Annotated in this window: 20 protein-coding genes and 1 pseudogene; 14 read left to right on the top strand and 7 right to left on the bottom strand. The window is 43.0% G+C overall.

Annotation, left to right across the window (positions count from 1 at the left end; genetic code table 11):
* Window positions 1-3 precede the first annotated feature (3 nt).
* The 14 genes from NTX44_08345 (at window position 4) to NTX44_08280 (ending at window position 11,211) form a co-directional block, all read left to right on the top strand.
* Complete coding sequence (locus NTX44_08345) at window positions 4-1,281, top strand: dihydrolipoamide acetyltransferase family protein (protein MCX6121614.1); 1,278 nt, start codon at window positions 4-6, stop codon at window positions 1,279-1,281.
* Window positions 1,282-1,283: 2 nt separating this feature from the next.
* Window positions 1,284-2,171: a lipoyl synthase gene (lipA, locus tag NTX44_08340; GenBank protein MCX6121613.1), complete on the top strand. Its 888-nt coding sequence runs from the start codon at window positions 1,284-1,286 to the stop codon at window positions 2,169-2,171.
* A gap of 7 nt (window positions 2,172-2,178) precedes the next feature.
* A complete protein-coding gene (locus NTX44_08335; GenBank protein MCX6121612.1) occupies window positions 2,179-2,847 on the top strand; it encodes a phosphatidylserine decarboxylase family protein in 669 nt (222 codons plus the stop codon).
* A 5-nt stretch (window positions 2,848-2,852) separates the two neighbouring features.
* The gene (gene pssA / locus NTX44_08330) at window positions 2,853-3,629 is read left to right on the top strand and encodes a CDP-diacylglycerol--serine O-phosphatidyltransferase (protein ID MCX6121611.1); all 777 of its coding nucleotides are present in this window, start codon (window positions 2,853-2,855) and stop codon (window positions 3,627-3,629) included.
* A gap of 9 nt (window positions 3,630-3,638) precedes the next feature.
* Entirely contained in the window at window positions 3,639-3,893 is a 255-nt protein-coding gene (gene purS, locus NTX44_08325; GenBank protein MCX6121610.1) for a phosphoribosylformylglycinamidine synthase subunit PurS, read from the top strand.
* 13 nt (window positions 3,894-3,906) lie between these two features.
* Window positions 3,907-4,617: a phosphoribosylformylglycinamidine synthase subunit PurQ gene (gene purQ, locus NTX44_08320; protein ID MCX6121609.1), complete on the top strand. Its 711-nt coding sequence runs from the start codon at window positions 3,907-3,909 to the stop codon at window positions 4,615-4,617.
* Window positions 4,618-4,632: 15 nt separating this feature from the next.
* Window positions 4,633-4,839 (top strand): twin-arginine translocase TatA/TatE family subunit, encoded by a 207-nt coding sequence (locus NTX44_08315; GenBank protein MCX6121608.1) that lies wholly within the window; start codon window positions 4,633-4,635, stop codon window positions 4,837-4,839.
* 65 nt (window positions 4,840-4,904) lie between these two features.
* A complete protein-coding gene (locus tag NTX44_08310) occupies window positions 4,905-5,102 on the top strand; it encodes a twin-arginine translocase TatA/TatE family subunit (protein ID MCX6121607.1) in 198 nt (65 codons plus the stop codon).
* Window positions 5,103-5,158: 56 nt separating this feature from the next.
* Window positions 5,159-6,574 (top strand): Asp-tRNA(Asn)/Glu-tRNA(Gln) amidotransferase subunit GatA, encoded by a 1,416-nt coding sequence (gene gatA / locus NTX44_08305; protein MCX6121606.1) that lies wholly within the window; start codon window positions 5,159-5,161, stop codon window positions 6,572-6,574.
* A gap of 34 nt (window positions 6,575-6,608) precedes the next feature.
* Window positions 6,609-7,613: a succinate--CoA ligase subunit alpha gene (gene sucD / locus NTX44_08300; protein ID MCX6121605.1), complete on the top strand. Its 1,005-nt coding sequence runs from the start codon at window positions 6,609-6,611 to the stop codon at window positions 7,611-7,613.
* Window positions 7,614-7,781: 168 nt separating this feature from the next.
* Window positions 7,782-8,201 carry a nucleoside-diphosphate kinase gene (gene ndk / locus NTX44_08295; GenBank protein ID MCX6121604.1) on the top strand — a complete coding sequence of 140 codons (420 nt, stop codon included), beginning with the start codon at window positions 7,782-7,784 and terminating at the stop codon, window positions 8,199-8,201.
* Window positions 8,202-8,920: 719 nt separating this feature from the next.
* Window positions 8,921-9,487: a hypothetical protein gene (locus NTX44_08290; GenBank protein MCX6121603.1), complete on the top strand. Its 567-nt coding sequence runs from the start codon at window positions 8,921-8,923 to the stop codon at window positions 9,485-9,487.
* 48 nt (window positions 9,488-9,535) lie between these two features.
* Complete coding sequence (locus NTX44_08285; GenBank protein MCX6121602.1) at window positions 9,536-10,153, top strand: hypothetical protein; 618 nt, start codon at window positions 9,536-9,538, stop codon at window positions 10,151-10,153.
* Window positions 10,154-10,161: 8 nt separating this feature from the next.
* Window positions 10,162-11,211 (top strand): hypothetical protein, encoded by a 1,050-nt coding sequence (locus tag NTX44_08280; protein MCX6121601.1) that lies wholly within the window; start codon window positions 10,162-10,164, stop codon window positions 11,209-11,211.
* Between the two features lie 90 nt (window positions 11,212-11,301).
* Here NTX44_08280 and NTX44_08275 read toward each other — a convergent pair whose 3' ends face one another.
* From NTX44_08275 to pth, 7 genes and pseudogenes are all read right to left on the bottom strand, one after another.
* Window positions 11,302-12,288 (bottom strand): bifunctional oligoribonuclease/PAP phosphatase NrnA, encoded by a 987-nt coding sequence (locus NTX44_08275; protein ID MCX6121600.1) that lies wholly within the window; start codon window positions 12,286-12,288, stop codon window positions 11,302-11,304.
* Between the two features lie 93 nt (window positions 12,289-12,381).
* Window positions 12,382-13,434: a 2-oxoacid:ferredoxin oxidoreductase subunit beta gene (locus NTX44_08270; GenBank protein MCX6121599.1), complete on the bottom strand. Its 1,053-nt coding sequence runs from the start codon at window positions 13,432-13,434 to the stop codon at window positions 12,382-12,384.
* Window positions 13,431-15,275 (bottom strand): 2-oxoacid:acceptor oxidoreductase subunit alpha, encoded by a 1,845-nt coding sequence (locus NTX44_08265; GenBank protein ID MCX6121598.1) that lies wholly within the window; start codon window positions 15,273-15,275, stop codon window positions 13,431-13,433. The genes NTX44_08270 and NTX44_08265 overlap by 4 nt, the downstream gene beginning before the upstream one ends.
* A 194-nt stretch (window positions 15,276-15,469) precedes the next feature.
* Window positions 15,470-15,913 carry a 50S ribosomal protein L9 gene (gene rplI, locus NTX44_08260; protein MCX6121597.1) on the bottom strand — a complete coding sequence of 148 codons (444 nt, stop codon included), beginning with the start codon at window positions 15,911-15,913 and terminating at the stop codon, window positions 15,470-15,472.
* Between the two features lie 39 nt (window positions 15,914-15,952).
* A pseudogene (gene rpsR / locus NTX44_08255) lies at window positions 15,953-16,168 on the bottom strand (30S ribosomal protein S18).
* 187 nt (window positions 16,169-16,355) lie between these two features.
* Window positions 16,356-16,820: a 30S ribosomal protein S6 gene (gene rpsF, locus NTX44_08250; GenBank protein MCX6121596.1), complete on the bottom strand. Its 465-nt coding sequence runs from the start codon at window positions 16,818-16,820 to the stop codon at window positions 16,356-16,358.
* Window positions 16,821-16,898: 78 nt separating this feature from the next.
* Window positions 16,899-17,492: an aminoacyl-tRNA hydrolase gene (pth, locus tag NTX44_08245; GenBank protein MCX6121595.1), complete on the bottom strand. Its 594-nt coding sequence runs from the start codon at window positions 17,490-17,492 to the stop codon at window positions 16,899-16,901.
* Window positions 17,493-17,508: the final 16 nt, after the last annotated feature.

The raw sequence follows: 17,508 nt of genomic DNA, 5'->3' as shown, positions 1-17,508 counted from the left end.
CCAATGCGAGTTGAAATCATCATGCCGAAAATGGGCGAAAGTATTTTTGAAGGAACGATCATCCGTTGGGTAAAGAAGGTAGGTGAGAGAATCGAGAAAGATGAAACGATTCTCGAAATCAGCACAGATAAGGTCGACTCTGAAATACCATCACCAACACAAGGTATTCTCACAAAGATTCTTGTGGAGGAACAGCAAACAGTCCCTGTCGGGACAGTTATCGCATATATTGAGACAGATCTCTCTGCCGGCGTAGAATTAACTCATCACACTGATAAGAAAATTCCTGCAAAGGAGCATTCAGAAGAACCTGGTGTGTCCCAATCAAATGCTTCTTCATTTGCTCATAGTCAAAAGCAAGATAGGCATCGATTCTATTCTCCCTTAGTAAGGATGATTGCTAAGAAGGAAGGAGTTGAACAAAGCGAGCTCGATAAAATTGCAGGTTCAGGTACCAATGGCCGGGTGACAAAGCATGATATTTTAAATTATCTTAAGCATCGTCCTGACAACGCAAAGACCTATGGCATTCACACCGTTGATATTTCAGAATTGAATAAAAAATATCCAGAACCAAATTATCGCCTCGTCCGGATGGACAATATCCAGAAAAAGATGGCAGAACACATGGTACGGAGTGTATCCACTTCTCCTCATGTGTCCATTATCGATGAAGTGGATTTAACATCGATTGTGAACTTTCGTTTGAGTATATTAGAACAGTTTGAAAGACAGGCAGGCTTTAATTTGACATATACGCCTTTCTTTGCTTATGCGGTAGTGAGCGCACTGAAGGAATTATCCATCGTCAACAGCTCTCTTGAAGGCGATGTGATTATTTATAAAAACTTTATCAATCTTGGTATTGCCGTTGCTGCACCGAACGGATTGATAGTTCCAGTGGTACGCAATGCTGGAGAAATGGACTTTATCAGTTTAGCGCGGGCAGTGACCGATGTAGCTGTCCGTGCACGTGCTAAAAAATTGTTGCCTGATGATATCGTCAACGGAACATTCTCCATAACAAACTATGGTATTTTCGGGAGTATCATCGGAACACCGATTATCAACCAGCCTCAAGCGGCAATCCTTGGAGTCGGTGCAGTGAAGAAACGGCCGGTCATCGTAAGCGATGATTCAGGCAACGAATCGATCGACATACGTTCGATGGTATACTTGACGCTTACATTTGATCATCGGATTATTGACGGTTCACTTGGCGGGCAATTTTTATATCGTGTAAAATGGAATCTAGAGCATTTTGACTTTCCATTGGTGTAATAATGGCAACGGATGTTCATGAAATAATGGAAAACAAAGCAGCACCTGCGCGGCAGCACCGACCTGAGTGGCTCAAGGCGAAAATTCCAGGTGGAACGGAATATGCCCGCCTCGAAGGTATCATGCGTTCCCATAAGCTCCATACAGTCTGTGAAGAGGCACGTTGTCCGAATATGGGAGAATGCTGGAATTTAGGTACTGCAACTTTCATGATTCTTGGCGATATTTGTACTCGGTCATGCGGGTTCTGTGCAGTGAAGACCGGCCGTCCGGACTATGGATTGGACTGGGATGAACCGCGCCGCGTTGTAGAAGCAGTCGAACTCATGAAAATTCGGCATGCAGTTATTACTTCTGTCAACCGTGATGAGCGAAAGGATGGCGGTGCACCGATATTTGCTGAAACAGTTCGGTTGATACACGAACGTGTTCCGAACTGTAAAATAGAAGTATTGATTCCTGATTTCAAAGGCAGCGAAGAAGCACTCGACATCGTGCTTGCTTCAATACCGGATATTCTCAATCATAATTTGGAAACAGTACCGCGATTGTATAGGACAGTGAGACCACAAGCAAATTATCAACAATCGCTGGAAGTACTAAGACGAGCAAAACAAAAAGGATTTGTAACGAAAACAGGACTCATGCTTGGTATCGGGGAACGCACGGAAGAAATTTTAGAAGTGATAAAAGATGCCCATGCTGTGGGATGTGACATCCTCACGCTGGGACAGTATCTCCAGCCAACGAAGGAACATCTGCCAATTGACCGGTATGTGCATCCGGATGAATTTACGATGTTGAAGGAAGAAGGATTGAGGATGGGATTTCGGCATATAGAATCGGGGCCATTGGTGCGCAGTTCCTATCATGCAGCAGGGCAGGTCTAAGAATTTTATGATTACAAAATACGGATACGATGTTTTTTTTACGATTGCCGCTGTATGTGTTGTTACCATTTTACTCGCGCTTCTTTTTGTTGAGCCGAAGTCGTATCGTTATTCTCTCATCGTGGTATCGCTTGCAGTTCTTGCGTTCGTTACGAATTTTTTTCGAGATCCGGAACGTAGAACGCCAAACGGTGAAAATCTTATTATAGCGCCCGCTGACGGAAAAATTGTTGTTGTCAAAAAAGTATTTGATAATGAATTCTTCCATTCGGATGTTTGGCAAGTCAGTATATTTATGTCGCCGCTCAATGTTCACGTGAATCGCAATCCGGTCTCAGGTACTGTAAAGTATACGAGGTACGTCAAGGGGGAATACTTCGCCGCGTTCGAAGATAAAGCATCGGAAAAAAACGAACAAATGATCGTGGGACTTGAAAGTGCACATGGGAAAGTGATGTTGAAGCAGATTGCCGGATTCGTTGCGCGCCGAATTGTGTGTCCGTTGAAATTAAGTGACACAGTTATTGCTGGAGAGCGGTTCGGGATGATCAAGTTTGGCTCCCGTGTAGATGTGTTGTTACCATTATCTGTCGATCTAAGAACAAAGACTGGTGATGTCACTATTGCTGGTGAGACCATCTTGGGTGAGTATCCAAAGATGAGACTGGAGAAATAATATACATGAAAATTACTCGGACAGTTGTTCCAAGTATCTTTACTACGCTGAACATCTTTTGTGGTTTTCTTTCCATGATCTTTGCAAGTCAGGGGCAATTTAACGTCGCAGCATGGGTTATTATTCTTGCTGCTGTTTTTGATTCGCTCGATGGCGCCATGGCGAGGATAACGCGCTCATCAAGTCAATTCGGTGTTGAGCTCGATTCTCTCGCAGATGTGGTCTCTTTTGGTGCAGCACCATCGTTCATCGTCTATCAGGTGTATCTTCGTACGTTAGAACCCTGGGGGATTCTTATTGCAGCGCTGCCTGTTATCCTTGGTGCAATTCGATTGGCGCGGTTCAACGTACAGCTTATCGGTTTCGATAAAGATTATTTCAATGGACTTCCAATACCGATGCAGGCAATAACCGTGTGTGCTTTCATTCTTCAATTTGGTAGAGAGAATATCACCATCGACGGTATGGCGGGTGCTGAACTGACCGCTCTTGTCGTTATTCTCTCTCTCTTGATGGTAAGCCATGTGAAGTATGACACGATGCCAAAAATCTCGAAGCTTCAACTGAAATCACATCCATGGAAGTTTGGTGTCATTTTCTTCGCACTCCTTGTTGTTGTATTATCAGAATTGTTTTTAGAAAAAAACTATCTTTTCCAAATGCTCATGCTGTATGTTATTTTCGGATTCATCAGAGCAGCAGTCGTATGGGTAAAACTAAAATTTATAAAAACAGAGAATGAACCTGTCAAAGCAGGGAAACTCTCAAGTATTGATATATAGGAGATGACCGTGTTCCATTCAAAAGTATTTGTGACGTTAAAAAAATCTATTCTTGACCCGCAAGGAAAAGCTGTGGAGCAGGGCATTCATTCTCTTGGCTTTGAATCTGTCGGTAATGTCCGGATTGGCAAGTACATTGAAATGGACATCGATACGGATTCGCATGGAGAAGCGGAACGCATGACGAAGCAAATATCCGAAAAACTTTTGGCAAATCTGGTTATGGAAAGTTTTTCTTTCACAACAGAACTGATGAACGAGTAAGCGGAAAAACACCATGGCAAAAGTAAAAATTGGTGTCGTTGTTTTCCCCGGATCAAATTGTGATCACGATGCGCATTATGTGGCAGAGACAATCATGGAACAGGATGCTCGCCTCATCTGGCACAAAGAGGCATCAATCGGCGATGCGGATGTCGTCATTCTTCCAGGAGGATTTTCGTACGGAGATTATCTTCGGTGCGGGGCGATCGCGCGTTTCTCACCTGTGATGAAAGATGTTGTCAGGTTTGCAAACAACGGTGGACTGGTGATCGGTATCTGTAATGGTTTTCAAGTTCTGACTGAAGCCGGATTATTGCCTGGAGTGCTGCTGCGGAATAAATCGTTACTTTTCATATGCAAGTACCTGCATCTTCGAGTTGAGAATGCAAACACGAAGTTCACAAACACATGCGCATCGGGTGATGTTCTTGAAATTCCGATTGCACATGGTGAAGGAAATTACTTTACCGATCCTGAAACACTGAAACGAATAGAAGATAATCAACAAGTGGTGTTTCGTTACTGTGATAGATCGGGTCACATCACCGACGAGGCAAATCCCAATGGTTCGATTAATAGTATTGCCGGCATTATCAACGAAACCGGAAATGTTTTGGGAATGATGCCGCATCCCGAACGAGCTTCCGACCCTGTTCTGAAGCATGCGGATGGTAGAAAAATATTTGAATCGATAATCCAAAGTTTTGTGTATCAACTTGTTTAAATAAGGAGTCTTATCATGTTTGGAAATATAGGTGGCAGCGAATTGTTTCTTATTCTACTCGTCATTTTGGTTTTCTTCGGTGCAAAAAAACTGCCGGAATTAGCGAAAGGACTGGGACAAGGAATTCGTGAATTCCGTAAAGCGGCAAAAGATGTCCAAGATGAAGTCGATAAGGAAGTGAAGAAGCTCGACGAGAAGAACGATAACAAACCAATTGGTTGATTCTTGCATCCAGAGATGTTGGCTGAAATCAAACATCATTTTTTGATAGAGAAGGAAAAGATAGTATGGGCAATATAGGCGGTCCAGAAATTATACTTATTTTACTTGTCATTATTGTATTCTTCGGCGCAAGGAAAATTCCTGAAATAGCAAAAGGACTTGGCGAGGGAATACGCGAGTTTCGTAAAGCAGCGCGCGATGTACAATCGGAAGTTGAGAAGGAACCAAGGAAACTTGACGAGAAGAACGAAACGAAACAATAAACCTACGTACTTAATTCTAAGTATTCACACAAACAAAAATATGCGTAGTAAAATTCATGAGATCGTTTGACGTCATACAAACAGAACTTGCATCAGGAACTACGACTTGTGAAAATATCACAAAGGAATATCTTGCTACGATAGAAGAGAAGAAGCATTTGAATGCGCTTCTTGCTGTGTTTCCCGATAAAGCGATAGAGCAGGCGAAGTCAGTAGATAAAAAACTCCGAGATGGAAATGCAGGTCCATTGGCGGGGATGGTTGTTTCGATCAAGGATCTTATTTGCGTAAAAGACGAACGTGTGACATGCGGCTCTAAAATTCTTGAGAACTTTGTCTCATTGTATGATGCCACTGTTGTTCAGCGTTTGCGTGACGCAGATGCCGTCATCATTGGCAAAAATAATATGGATGAATTCGCGATGGGTTCATCCACAGAAAACTCGGCATATGGACGTGTGAAGCTTCCGCAGGATGAAGACCGCGTTCCTGGCGGATCAAGCGGCGGTTCTGCTGTCGCCGTGCGTGCAGGTATGTCAACAACATCTTTGGGATCTGATACCGGCGGTTCCATTCGCCAGCCGGCAGCATTTTGCGGTGTGGTCGGCTTAAAGCCAACGTATGGACGCGTTTCTCGTTATGGACTTGTAGCATTCGCATCGTCTTTCGACTCCATTGGCCCTCTTGCACTGACAACAAGAGACGCGGCGAGCGTCCTCCACGTCATTGCCGGTCATGATCCAAACGATTCAACTTCGGCAAAGATGCCTGTACCAAACTATGCTTCACAATTGACAAAAGATGTGAAAGGTGTTCGCATTGGAATTCCAAAAGAATATTTTGGAGACGCTCTGGATACAGAAATACGTCAAGCAGTAGAAAAGAAGATCGACATGTTACGTGCAAACGGTGCAACGATTGAAGAAATAAGTTTGCCGTATACGGAGTATACAATCGCAACGTACTATATTCTTGCTACTGCGGAAGCATCGTCTAATCTTGCGAGATATGACGGTGCTCGATATGGTTTCAGAGCAGAAGACGCTGCAGATCTTTCTGAAATGTATATCAAATCGCGAAGTAAGGGGTTTGGCACGGAGGTGAAGCGCCGTATTATGCTTGGCACGTACGTTCTTTCTGCAGGATATTATGATGCATATTATCGAAAAGGACAAAAGGTTCGCCGGCTGATTAAAGAAGATTTCGATAAAGCGTTCACACGCGTTGATTGTTTGATTGCACCAACTTCACCGAGTACATCATTTAAAGCCGGCGATAAAATGGACGATCCTCTGCAAATGTATCTCTCCGATATTTATACGACGTCGGTAAATCTTGCAGGTATTCCCGGCATTAGTATTCCGTGCGGAGAAGATCATCAGGGATTGCCCATTGGGATGCAAATTCTTGGTCCGCAGTTTGGCGAACCGACAATCCTGAGGATTGCAGATTTTTTAGAACTTGCCCACTAAAATAACTTATCACAAAAGAAGAATATCAATCATTATGAGCATACTCGTTGATAAGAATACTCGCCTCGTTGTGCAGGGCATCACGGGCAGCGAAGGAACATTCCATACAAAAAAAATGATGGCCTATGGAACAAATATCGTTGCCGGTGTTACTCCCGGAAAAGGCGGCACGAGTTATCAAGGCAATGAGAAAGATCCGCTGCCGAGGCCGGTTATGGTATTCAATACCGTCAAAGAAGCGGTGCAGATGAAGCGGGCAAATGTTTCTATCATTTTTGTTCCTGCCGCATTTGCAGCCGATGCAATACTGGAATCAGCTGACGCCGGGGTAGCACTCATCGTTGCAATTACAGAAGGTATTCCGACCAGTGATATGGTGAAGGCATACGCGTATGTTACAAAAAAAGGTGTACGGCTTATCGGACCAAATTGTCCGGGTGTGATTACTCCGGGAGTTGCAAAAATTGGAATTATGCCGGGCTTCATCCATAAACCGGGGCATGTCGGAGTAGTTTCAAGGAGTGGAACATTAACATATGAAGCTGTCTCGCAGCTTACGCGAAATGGTATTGGACAATCGACGTGCGTAGGTATCGGTGGTGATCCGATCATCGGCTCGCGTTTTATAGATATCATAAAACTTTTCAACGAAGACAAGAAGACAGATGCGATAGTTATGATCGGAGAGATAGGCGGAACGGCAGAAGAAGAAGCAGCGGAATATATAAAAAAGCACGTAACGAAGCCTGTTGTTGGATTTATTGCAGGGCAAACTGCACCGCCGGGTCGACGGATGGGACATGCAGGTGCCATTATTTCGGGAGGAAAAGGGACAGCTGAGGAAAAAATGCAAGCAATGCGCAAAGCAGGCATCATTGTTGTTGAAAGCCCGGCGGTCATTGGCGATGCGATTGCGAAGGTGTTGAAGAAAGTAAATTCAGCTAAAGTAAAAAAGAAAAGTGTAAAAGTGAAAAAGCAAAAAGCAAAGGGGAAAAGTCTTAAGAAGAATATCAAACGCACATCAGCGCAACGAAAATGAAAATGAAACAGATTTAATGTAATTACTCAGCGATTGTGTTTTTCTTCGACCCTTCTGTCCCGATGAATGACATTCATCGGGATGGGGTGGTCGAATATTTTCTATCTATTTGCTGAATAGTTACTATTTATTACAATACTTATCAATGAAGAAGGAGTACCGCACGAGATGGAAGTAGAACGTACATTAGCAATACTAAAACCAGATTGTATTCGTAAGAATCTTCAAGGTGAAGTTCTCGCACGTATTCAAAAGGCAGGTTTTAAAATTCTTGGTTTCAAACAAATACGGTTGACAAAAGAAGCTGCCGGCGCTTTTTATGCCGTTCATAAAGGTCGACCGTTCTATTCAGGCCTCATAGAATTTATGACCAGCGGTCTCTGCGTTCCTATTGCGTTAGAAAAAGAAAATGCAGTGGCAGATTATCGGATGCTTATTGGTGCAACTGATCCGAAAGATGCTGCGGAAGGAACTATCCGTAAATTATTTGCGGACAACAAAGGCGAGAATATCGTGCATGGTTCTGACTCGCCCGAAAACGGAAAAATTGAAGTTGCCTTCTTCTTTTCGGAAAGTGAATTAGTGTAGCACGTACAGTTCAGGGAAGTTCGGTGTATGCAGAAAACCGAACTTCCTCATATCATCTTAACTCCATTCTCGAATCCTTCATCTTCAATCCCAAATCGATTTATCGCATATTTCTCACAAAATGAAAAGTGCATCCGAAGTTGTTCTTTTAAGTCCCATTGAACTGATGGTAAAAAAGACTGGGTGTTGTATAGCAAATTCTACGTTATTCTTACCTGAGGGTGGTGGAATAATGCGATATAGGATAATTCTGATTGATATTAACAGATCGAAATCGGGCACATGATTTGTATGAATTAATGAGATTGATTGATATGACATGGACATACATATGATCATATTCAAGATGAGCTATTCGGTGACATATATCACTGAAAGATTAAAAGTTTGACGACATATTGAAGTAGTCACATGAAGTGATTTATCAAAGGCATAGCTTAGCCGCCTTTTGAACGATGAAAAAAAGTAATTCGCAGATTGTTGTGAGGATGCTTATTTGCTCATTAAATATTTTTGGATTATGAAATAGGATATATCTGATTTTGTATTAACCGGGTTGCAGCCCTTGATTTTGGCAAGGAGCTTTTGTACACTCAATCGGTGTAAAAGGAAAATATGAAGTGTGATTATTTCTTTCTTTAGACTCTAGACTCCCAGAAAGAAAAAAAGAATGTAAATAGATATGAAATATTTGCCACTGATAATATAGAGGATGAAGTATGAATAGTGGACAGACGATGTTTGTTATACTTGCATTCGTTTTACTTGCATCGTTGACCTTATCGATCAATAGAACAATGCTTATGTCTTCTAATCTCGGTCTTGAGATGGAGGTGAATCTGAATGCGCTTTCACTTGGCCAGTCACTGCTTGATGAAATGCTCAATAAGGAGTTTGATCAGGTTACAATAAATGGGAATAGGATATTCGATGCTAATAGTCTTTCGAGTACATTGGGACCGGAAGCTGGAGAATCAATTACCCTCCCAGATACTTACCCCTACCAATCAAAAAGTAAATTTAAGTATAACGACTTTGATGATTACAATAACTATAGGCGTTTTGCAAAAGACTCTATATTAGGTGACTTTACTATCGATGTTGTTGTAGAATATGTCAACGAAACCAATCCAGATAATGTTTCAGGAAGTAGGACATACCAGAAAAGAGCAACTGTTACGGTTACACATCCCAACATGGCAAAAAATGTGCAGCTTGCAAACGAACCTGTTATTCCAGTAGTATTAAAAGATTTGTGGGTGTATCGGAGATTTTTTCAGCAGTAGTAAAAGATTTGTGAGTGCATCGGAGGATTTTAAGGAGAATATTGAAGTATGTCTATCATGATGGACTATATTGCAGCAGCGATTATATTTGGCATATTAGCGCTCACAGTAGCACGTGAGCAAACAAATATTAATGTGATGATGTATCAGAATACGTTTAGGTTTTCAACTCAAACGAACGCAACTGCATTAGCCCGCCAAATTGAGCACGATTTTCTTAAAATGGGTTACCATGTGAAAGGTCAAAGGATTTTCGTTGCTGATAACGCACATATAAAATACCGTGCAGATATTACTAACGCAATTCCTATAGATACAATACTCGTTGAATATTCCATCGGTACACCAGCGCAAGATACAAAAGGCACGAAAAATCCGCGCGACTTTCCTCTTTTTCGCAGCGAGAAAGGAGGGACGCCAATAACACAAAACTTCGGATTATCTAAATTTAATATAAGTTACTTCGATTCTTTATTGCGTCCAATGACTTCAACTCCTTATACGGTACCAGAGTCGCTCGCTAAAATTCGATTCATTGATGTTTCGTTTTTAGTAGAAAGTCCTGAGCCGGTCGATCCAATTACAGGTGATACCACACAACTGTGGAGCCGTATTTCATGGGAAAAGCAACTTGTTCCACGTAATCTTAATAATGTAAACTTTTAGGAGTTTTTATGGGACGTTCAGCGCTTATACTTGTGTTAATGCTTGGGGCAGTGTTTGGAATCATTGGTGTCAATATAAATAGCACAAACTCAAGAATTGCCGAGTCACAGTCTGGTTATTACAAGTATAGTTTTGCCAGAAACCTCGCTCGCGTCGGAGTTAATCGGACGCTCCGCTTTTGCGATCAAAACATGCAAAACCCAGCGTATCTTCCTCCTGGAAGCGGTTCATTCAATGGTGGTTCTTATGCAATTCAGTTTGCACGAACTGGTGTTAACGTTGGTGATACGATTAGCATTACCTCAACAGGCGTGTGTGCAGATTCAAGTTATACAATGAATATCAGACTTCGTCGGACTGTTCAACCTTATCCTAAAGCTCATGGAGCTATTGGGATCACTGCACCCCTCCAATCAATATCATTCAAGAATAATAAAACTCATGTCGATGGTCTTAATCATGACATAAGCGGAACTACTTTAACCGGTGATGGGAATGGGCCGGGAATAGCTGTGTTAAGTGGAGGCGACTCTACAAAGGTAGCAGCTGCAGGTGGTGGTGCAGGCAGCATAGTAGGTGATCCAACAATCAAAGTTGATTCAACTCAAACAAACCCGATCGATTATATTCAACAATATTCGCAATGGGCAGATTACTCATATAATCTTTCGAATGCACCAGGCGGCAACGCTACATTGGGTACTATCGATGCACCAAAAATTACTGTCATTGATGCGGGGACTGATACAACAAAGAAAATTACCTTGAATGGAAGTGTAAGCGGTTGTGGTATTCTCGTGATAAAGGGTGATGTGAAACTGGCCGGTAATTTTTCATTTACGGGTCTGGTTATTTTTGCAGGTGTAAGTAATTCATTTGAAAATATATCCTCAACTGGTACTGCGAGCATTGTTGGCGGAATTATGCTTGCAGGTGCAGGCGCATCATTATCTATGGGTGGTAATACAACAGTTGATTACAGTAAGGAAGCATTAGATAATACACAAAATAAAGTATCCCAATTGCAATTTTATGATATACTGGATTGGTTCGAATAGCAGGAAACGAAAGTTATTTTTGAGAACCTTTATATTCCGGATGTACCACGCCGTTCTTTAGAAAGTATTTTATTCTTATCCAACGTTGCATTACACAATATATTTACCAGCATGCTCCAGCACCTGCGAAACAACTGCATCCAATTGTGCATTTTGTATACGTGCACCGGCAGCGTTCTTGTGTCCGTTCCCGCCGAATTCTTTTGCTAATTCATTAATCCAGATATCGCCTTTGGAACGGAAGCTCACCTTGACAATGCCGTTCATTTCTGAAAACATCAATCCAATCTGAACTCCACCGATGGTCAAGGTGTACGGCACAAATGCCTCAGCATCGACTTCCGTCGTCTTTGTCCTCTCAAACATTTCGCGTGTAAGAATAATGTAGGCAAGTTTTCCATCGTGTGCCGTTTGCATATGTGCGAGCGCTAAACCCAGCAAGTGTAAACGATTGATGGAGCCGCGTTCATACACAAAGTCGTAAATGGCTACAGGATCTGCTCCCATTTGAATAAGATGCGCGATAATTTTATGCGTTTCCGGATCGGTTTTCGGATATCGAAAGGATCCGGTGTCTGTCATAATCGCGGTATAGAGAGGTATAGCCGTCTCACGATCTATACTGCGGCCGGCCAAGTAATTTAAAAGTCGGTAGACAATTTCACCTGTCGCAGTAGAAGCTTCATCCAGGATATAGAGATCAGCAAATTCTCCCGGTTCAAGATGGTGATCGATACAGATTTTGACGGCTTTACTCGATACGAGTGCCGGTTTCATCGTCTCTAATCTATCCAGATGGTTTGTATCCAAGACGATAATCACATCAGCTTTTTCTATAATTTGTGCATGCTGGGAGGGATCGTATTGAAGGATAGGATGAATTTGCAAAAGGAATAAATAATTATCAGGTGTTGCGCTGGAATTGAGTATGATCGCTTGTTTCCCCTGTGTCTGGAGATAAACGGCGAGCGCGACTTCAGTACCAAGACCATCGCCATCTGGATTGACATGTGTCGTCAGTACAAAACGTGTATGCGATTCAACAAGTGTCCGGAATATTTCAAACTGGGCTGGCACTGTAAATTTCCATTGTCTTGAAATCTCTCATGGCAGAAAAAAGGTGTGATCCCTTCCTCGAAACCACACCTCTCACTCAACAATATAAAAATATTATTGAATTGTCCAAGTGTCGCCGGAATGGAGGAGCGCTTCTATATTTCCTACACCTTGTTTCTCTTTCGAGAATTCAATTTGGCGTTGCATCTCGGCTTCATAAGTTGGCCGTTCAACCGAAAGAAACACGCCGATTGGCCGGGGCAGATGTGAGTGATACGTCATATCTGCAAGAATAAATGAAAGTGTCGTGTCATTCTCGTTGTGCACAAGCAAGTCATTGACCGAATACTTGCCATCGTTGAGCGAGACAATCTCCGGTGTAAATCCATTCAATCGAATGCCTTTATCTTTCTCTTTACCGAAGAGAAGCGGCTTCCCGTGCTCGAGAAAAACTACATTATCGTCTTTAAGTCCTTTATCCGTGAACTGTTCAAATGTTCCATCGTTGAAGACGCTGCAGTTTTGATAAATTTCAATAAAGGAAGTTCCAACGTGTTCCGCGGCGCGTTTTAAAATCGTTTGCAAGTGTTTTTGATCTCGATCGAGCGTTCGTGCAGCGAACGTTGCACTGGCGCCAAGAGCAAGAGATATCGGATTAAACGGGTAATCTAACGAACCGAATGGTGTCGATTTTGTAATCTTTCCTTTTTCCGACGTTGGCGAATACTGTCCTTTCGTTAATCCGTAAATTTGATTGTTGAACAAGAGAACATTGACATCGATGTTGCGGCGAAGGAGATGGATCAAATGATTGCCGCCAATACTCATACCATCACCATCTCCGGTAACCACCCAAACGGAAAGATCTGGTTGTGCAAGTTTTACGCCTGAGGCGATTGCTGTTGCGCGTCCGTGAATACTATGAAATCCGTATGTATTCATATAGTAAGGAAATCGGCTGGAGCAGCCAATGCCGGAAACGAAAACGATTTTATGTCTTGGAATTCCGAGATCAGGCATAATGCGTTGTGCCTGAGCGAGTATCGAATAATCACCGCATCCTGGACACCATCGTACTTCTTGATCGCTCTGCAAATCCTTTGATGTGAATTTGGATGTTCCCAATGAAGTCGATTGTAAAGGAATATCTTGAATAAGTGCGCTCATAATTTGTTTCCTTGTAAAAGCTCGTCAATTTTCGTTTCGATCTCTTCTGCCTGGAACGGCAATCCCATTATTTTGTTCAGTCCAATTGCCGGCACCAGATAGGTAGAGCGTAAGATTTTGATGAGTTGACCCATGTTTAATTCAGGAACTAAAATCGTTTTGAACTGAGAAATTAATTCGCCGACATTTTTTTGCATTGGATTGATGTACCGCAGGTGGAGATGTGAAACAGAATGCCCCTTGACGCGATGACGTTGGACTGCAGTTCTGATCGCTCCATAGGTACTTCCCCAGCCAACAACCAACACATCGCCTCGCTGATCTCCTTCGATTTCTGCTAATGGAATATCGTTTGCAATACGTGCGATTTTTTCTGCTCGTAAGTGAACCATAAGATCATGATTTTTCGGTGAGTAATCGATATTTCCGGTGAGATTCTTTTTTTCCAAACCGCCTATGCGGTGCTCAAGTCCGGGTGTGCCAGGAATAGCCCAAGGTCGTGCAAGTGTCTCTTCGTCTCGTGAGTAGGGGAGAAATCCTTCGGGATCAGTTCTGAAACGGGGAGAAATATCTGGAAGTTTTTCGTAATCCGGAATTAACCATGATTCAGAACCATTACCCAGATAACCATCTGTCATACAAATAACAGGTGTCATATATTTAATTGCGATACGTGCAGATTCAAAGGTAGCGTTGAAACAGTCTGCCGGTGTAGCGGCGGCGATGACGGGAAGAGGGGCCTCACCGTTGCGTCCATACACAACTTGAAGCAAGTCCGCCTGTTCTGTTTTCGTTGGTAATCCAGTACTCGGTCCGCCGCGCTGTACATCCACAACGACAAGCGGCAGTTCTACCATGACAGCAAGCCCGAGTGCTTCAGTTTTGAGTGCAAGACCAGGTCCGCTGGTTGTTGTGGTGCCCAGAGCACCGGCAAAAGATGCGCCAATTGCAGAGGTAATTCCTGCAATCTCATCTTCCGCTTGAAACGTTTTTACTCCAAAGTTTTTATGCATGGAGAGTTCGTGCAGAATTTCGCTTGCAGGAGTAATGGGATAACTGCCGAGGAAGAGATCAAGTTTTGCTTTTCCTGCTGCAGTCATTAATCCCCAGGCAGCAGCTTGGTTGCCGGTGATATTGCGGTACTTTCCTGGTGTAAGTTTTGCCGGCGCAACTTGATAACGGACTTTGAAGATTTCTGTAGTCTCGCTGTAGTTCCATCCGGCTTTCAGCACACGAGTATTTGCATCGAGAATATCAGGCTTGGTATGAAACTTCTCAGAAATCCACTTGAGTGTTGTTTCAAGAGGAAGATTGTACATCCAGTACATCATACCTAAAGCAAAAAAGTTTTTACAGCGATCAACGAGTTTACTGGAAAGGTTCATTTCTTGAAGCGCAATAGTTGTCAATTTTGTAATATCAACTTCAAACAATTGATAGTTAGAAAGAGAGCCATCTTTGAGGGGATTGGAGGTATATCCGGCGAGCTTCAGATTCTTATCATTAAAGCCATCGGTATTGGCTATGATAGAGCCGCCTTTCAGAAGCCAGGTGAGATTGACTTTCAGTGCAGCGGCGTTCATCGCTACAAGCACATCACAAGAATCGCCGGGCGTGTTAATTTCGACGCTTCCAAAATGAATTTGAAATCCGCTTACGCCGTTCGTCGTTCCCTGTGGTGCGCGGATTTCTGCAGGATAATCAGGCAGTGTGCTTAAATCATTACCTATAATAGCTGCAGTGTTCGTAAACTGAGTGCCTGTGAGCTGCATTCCATCACCGGAGTCTCCTGCAAAACGAATAGTAACTTCATCAAGTTGCTGGTGTTTTTTCTTTGCCATGGTATTTCTTTCTTCTATACTCAACATCGTACCGCATTAAAATTATTGAAGGAAACGCAATCAAAAACTTATTCACCCTTTACTTATGCAACATTCTTTTAGATGAAATAAATCCCTCTTTGGTCAAGAAAAAAAAAGGCAGCGCTGTCATGCTGCCTTTCAATTGTGCGCTTTACAAGGGAGGAAATGTTTCGTTATTCTCTTACAATCCAAACCTTAATTTTACCGCTCACACCGTGACTAAGTTTAACGGGAACATCGTAAATGCCGAGGGCTTTCAGAGGCTCTTCAAGTTCAATTTGCCGTTTGTCCAGCGTAATATCTTTCTCGATAAGTGCATCGGCAATCATCTGAGCGGTAACGGAACCAAAAAGTTTTTCTTCTTCGCCAACTTTCATCTTGATGGTGATAGAAACTTTCTCAAGATTTGCGGCAAGAGCTTCCGCTTGGATATGTTCTTTATCGGTACGACGTGATTGTTGTTTGTTTTCTTCTTCTAATTGACGAAGACTGCCGTCGGTCGCTTCGTATGCCATGCCGCGTGGTATGAGATAGTTGCGCGCGTATCCGTCTTTGACAGAGACGACTTCACTCACGTGACCGAGTTTTTCAGAATCTTTTCTTAAAATTACTTTCATACTATACTCCTTTTACACAATATTCATGTTGAGAATCGCTTAACTCACAGCGTCATTGACAAATGAAATCAACGCTAAGTGTCGAGCGCGTTTGATCGCGGTCACAAGCTGGCGTTGATGGCGTGCGCATGTACCGGTGATACGGCGCGGGATAATTTTCCCTTGTTCGGAAACGAAACGCTGCAGACGTTTCTCATTCTTGTAATCGATATAGACATCTTTTGAATCACAGAATCTGCATGTTCGTTTCTTTCGCTGCTGCTGTTGGCGATTCGTTGACCGCTGTCCATTTGGAGAAGAGTCTCGTCGATATCCGCCGCTGCTGCTGCTTCCGCGCTGCGGTCCACTTTGCGATCCTCGTTGCGGTCCTCGTGAATTTGATGTTCTTGGTTGAAATGACATTGCCATTATATTTGTCCTTCCTTATTTTTCGTCGTGAGAATCAAGCTTCGCTTGGGGTTGTGAGATCTGTCGGTGTTTCTAATGCCGCAGGAATATCGGACTCCACCGCAGGAATAGCAGCAACAAGCGGAGAACCGCTTGTAGAGGGAGTTGCCGGGACTGATAGTTTCATCAGATCGTTTGCTGATATTCGGGCTTGCTGCGCCTTCTTATCTAATCCAATAATAAGGAAGCGGATGATGTTCTCTTCGAGCAGGAAGTGTCGCTCAAGGCGTGCTATGAGATCACCGGAAGACTTGAACTCGCAGACAACATAAAAACCATTGTTCTTCTTTTTGATGGGATACGCAAATCGTTTGCGTCCCCATTTTGCCAATTCCATGATCTCACCGTTGTTTTTTGTGATGACTTCTTGCACTTTATCGACAATGGCATCGATCTGTGGGTCATCGAGGCCGGCGTTCACAATGAACGTGGTCTCGTAAATGTTTCTCTTCTTTTCCATAGATGTGTTCCCTTTGGACTTGTGATATTTGGCCCGCTCCTTTTTGAGATTACTTCTCAATTGAGAGGGCAGGGTTATTTAAGTAAATAATTCTTCCGATGGTTTGGCATTAAACCTATTCATTGCTTGGTCGATGCCATCCATAATAAACGATCTCGAAGCGTCACGAGCTCGCGCTATCATATTCTCCACTATTGTCAACTCGGATTCTGGAAAGCTGTCGAGTACAAATTCTTTCATTCTCGATTTCTCTGATGGCATGCTCACAGAGGCAATCCCGCATCGCAGTCTTGCAAATTGATCAGTCTGTAAATGATATATAACGGACGACAGCCCATGGTGCCCGCTGTCAGAACCATCTTTGCGGAGCCGGATTGTTCCAATCGGTAATTGGAAATCGTCACAGACGATTAAGATGTTTTCCAATGCGATTTGTTGTCGCTCCATAAATTCCTGAACAGCAATGCCGCTGTTATTCATGTACGTCACCGGTTTCAAAACGGTGACTTCGATATTCTTCAAAGAACATTGTGCCAGCCAAAACTCACCCTTGCCGGCTCGAAATTGGACATTCAGAGATGCGGCAAGTTGATCGGCTACCATAAATCCAACATTATGCCTCGTCCGGGTATATTCATTTCCCGGATTTCCCAAACCGACGATGAGAACCATAAAGTTCTGATGTATA

The organism is Ignavibacteriales bacterium, from assembly GCA_026390575.1.
Taxonomy (GTDB): domain Bacteria; phylum Bacteroidota; class Ignavibacteria; order UBA10030; family UBA10030; genus Fen-1298.
Note: the sequence above shows the minus strand (reverse complement) of the source record. Positions and strands in the feature narration are given on the sequence as shown.

Coding starts and splice junctions, on each gene's coding strand:
- NTX44_08335 (MCX6121612.1), top strand. CDS start 2,179: ATGATTACAAAATACGGATACGATGTTTTTTTTACGATTGCCGCTGTA.
- NTX44_08270 (MCX6121599.1), bottom strand. CDS start 13,434: ATGAGCGCACTTATTCAAGATATTCCTTTACAATCGACTTCATTGGGA.
- NTX44_08315 (MCX6121608.1), top strand. CDS start 4,633: ATGTTTGGAAATATAGGTGGCAGCGAATTGTTTCTTATTCTACTCGTC.
- rplI (MCX6121597.1), bottom strand. CDS start 15,913: ATGAAAGTAATTTTAAGAAAAGATTCTGAAAAACTCGGTCACGTGAGT.
- NTX44_08345 (MCX6121614.1), top strand. CDS start 4: ATGCGAGTTGAAATCATCATGCCGAAAATGGGCGAAAGTATTTTTGAA.
- NTX44_08265 (MCX6121598.1), bottom strand. CDS start 15,275: ATGGCAAAGAAAAAACACCAGCAACTTGATGAAGTTACTATTCGTTTT.
- NTX44_08310 (MCX6121607.1), top strand. CDS start 4,905: ATGGGCAATATAGGCGGTCCAGAAATTATACTTATTTTACTTGTCATT.
- pth (MCX6121595.1), bottom strand. CDS start 17,492: ATGGTTCTCATCGTCGGTTTGGGAAATCCGGGAAATGAATATACCCGG.
- NTX44_08290 (MCX6121603.1), top strand. CDS start 8,921: ATGAATAGTGGACAGACGATGTTTGTTATACTTGCATTCGTTTTACTT.
- lipA (MCX6121613.1), top strand. CDS start 1,284: ATGGCAACGGATGTTCATGAAATAATGGAAAACAAAGCAGCACCTGCG.
- gatA (MCX6121606.1), top strand. CDS start 5,159: ATGAGATCGTTTGACGTCATACAAACAGAACTTGCATCAGGAACTACG.
- pssA (MCX6121611.1), top strand. CDS start 2,853: ATGAAAATTACTCGGACAGTTGTTCCAAGTATCTTTACTACGCTGAAC.
- sucD (MCX6121605.1), top strand. CDS start 6,609: ATGAGCATACTCGTTGATAAGAATACTCGCCTCGTTGTGCAGGGCATC.
- rpsF (MCX6121596.1), bottom strand. CDS start 16,820: ATGGAAAAGAAGAGAAACATTTACGAGACCACGTTCATTGTGAACGCC.
- NTX44_08280 (MCX6121601.1), top strand. CDS start 10,162: ATGGGACGTTCAGCGCTTATACTTGTGTTAATGCTTGGGGCAGTGTTT.
- ndk (MCX6121604.1), top strand. CDS start 7,782: ATGGAAGTAGAACGTACATTAGCAATACTAAAACCAGATTGTATTCGT.
- purQ (MCX6121609.1), top strand. CDS start 3,907: ATGGCAAAAGTAAAAATTGGTGTCGTTGTTTTCCCCGGATCAAATTGT.
- NTX44_08285 (MCX6121602.1), top strand. CDS start 9,536: ATGTCTATCATGATGGACTATATTGCAGCAGCGATTATATTTGGCATA.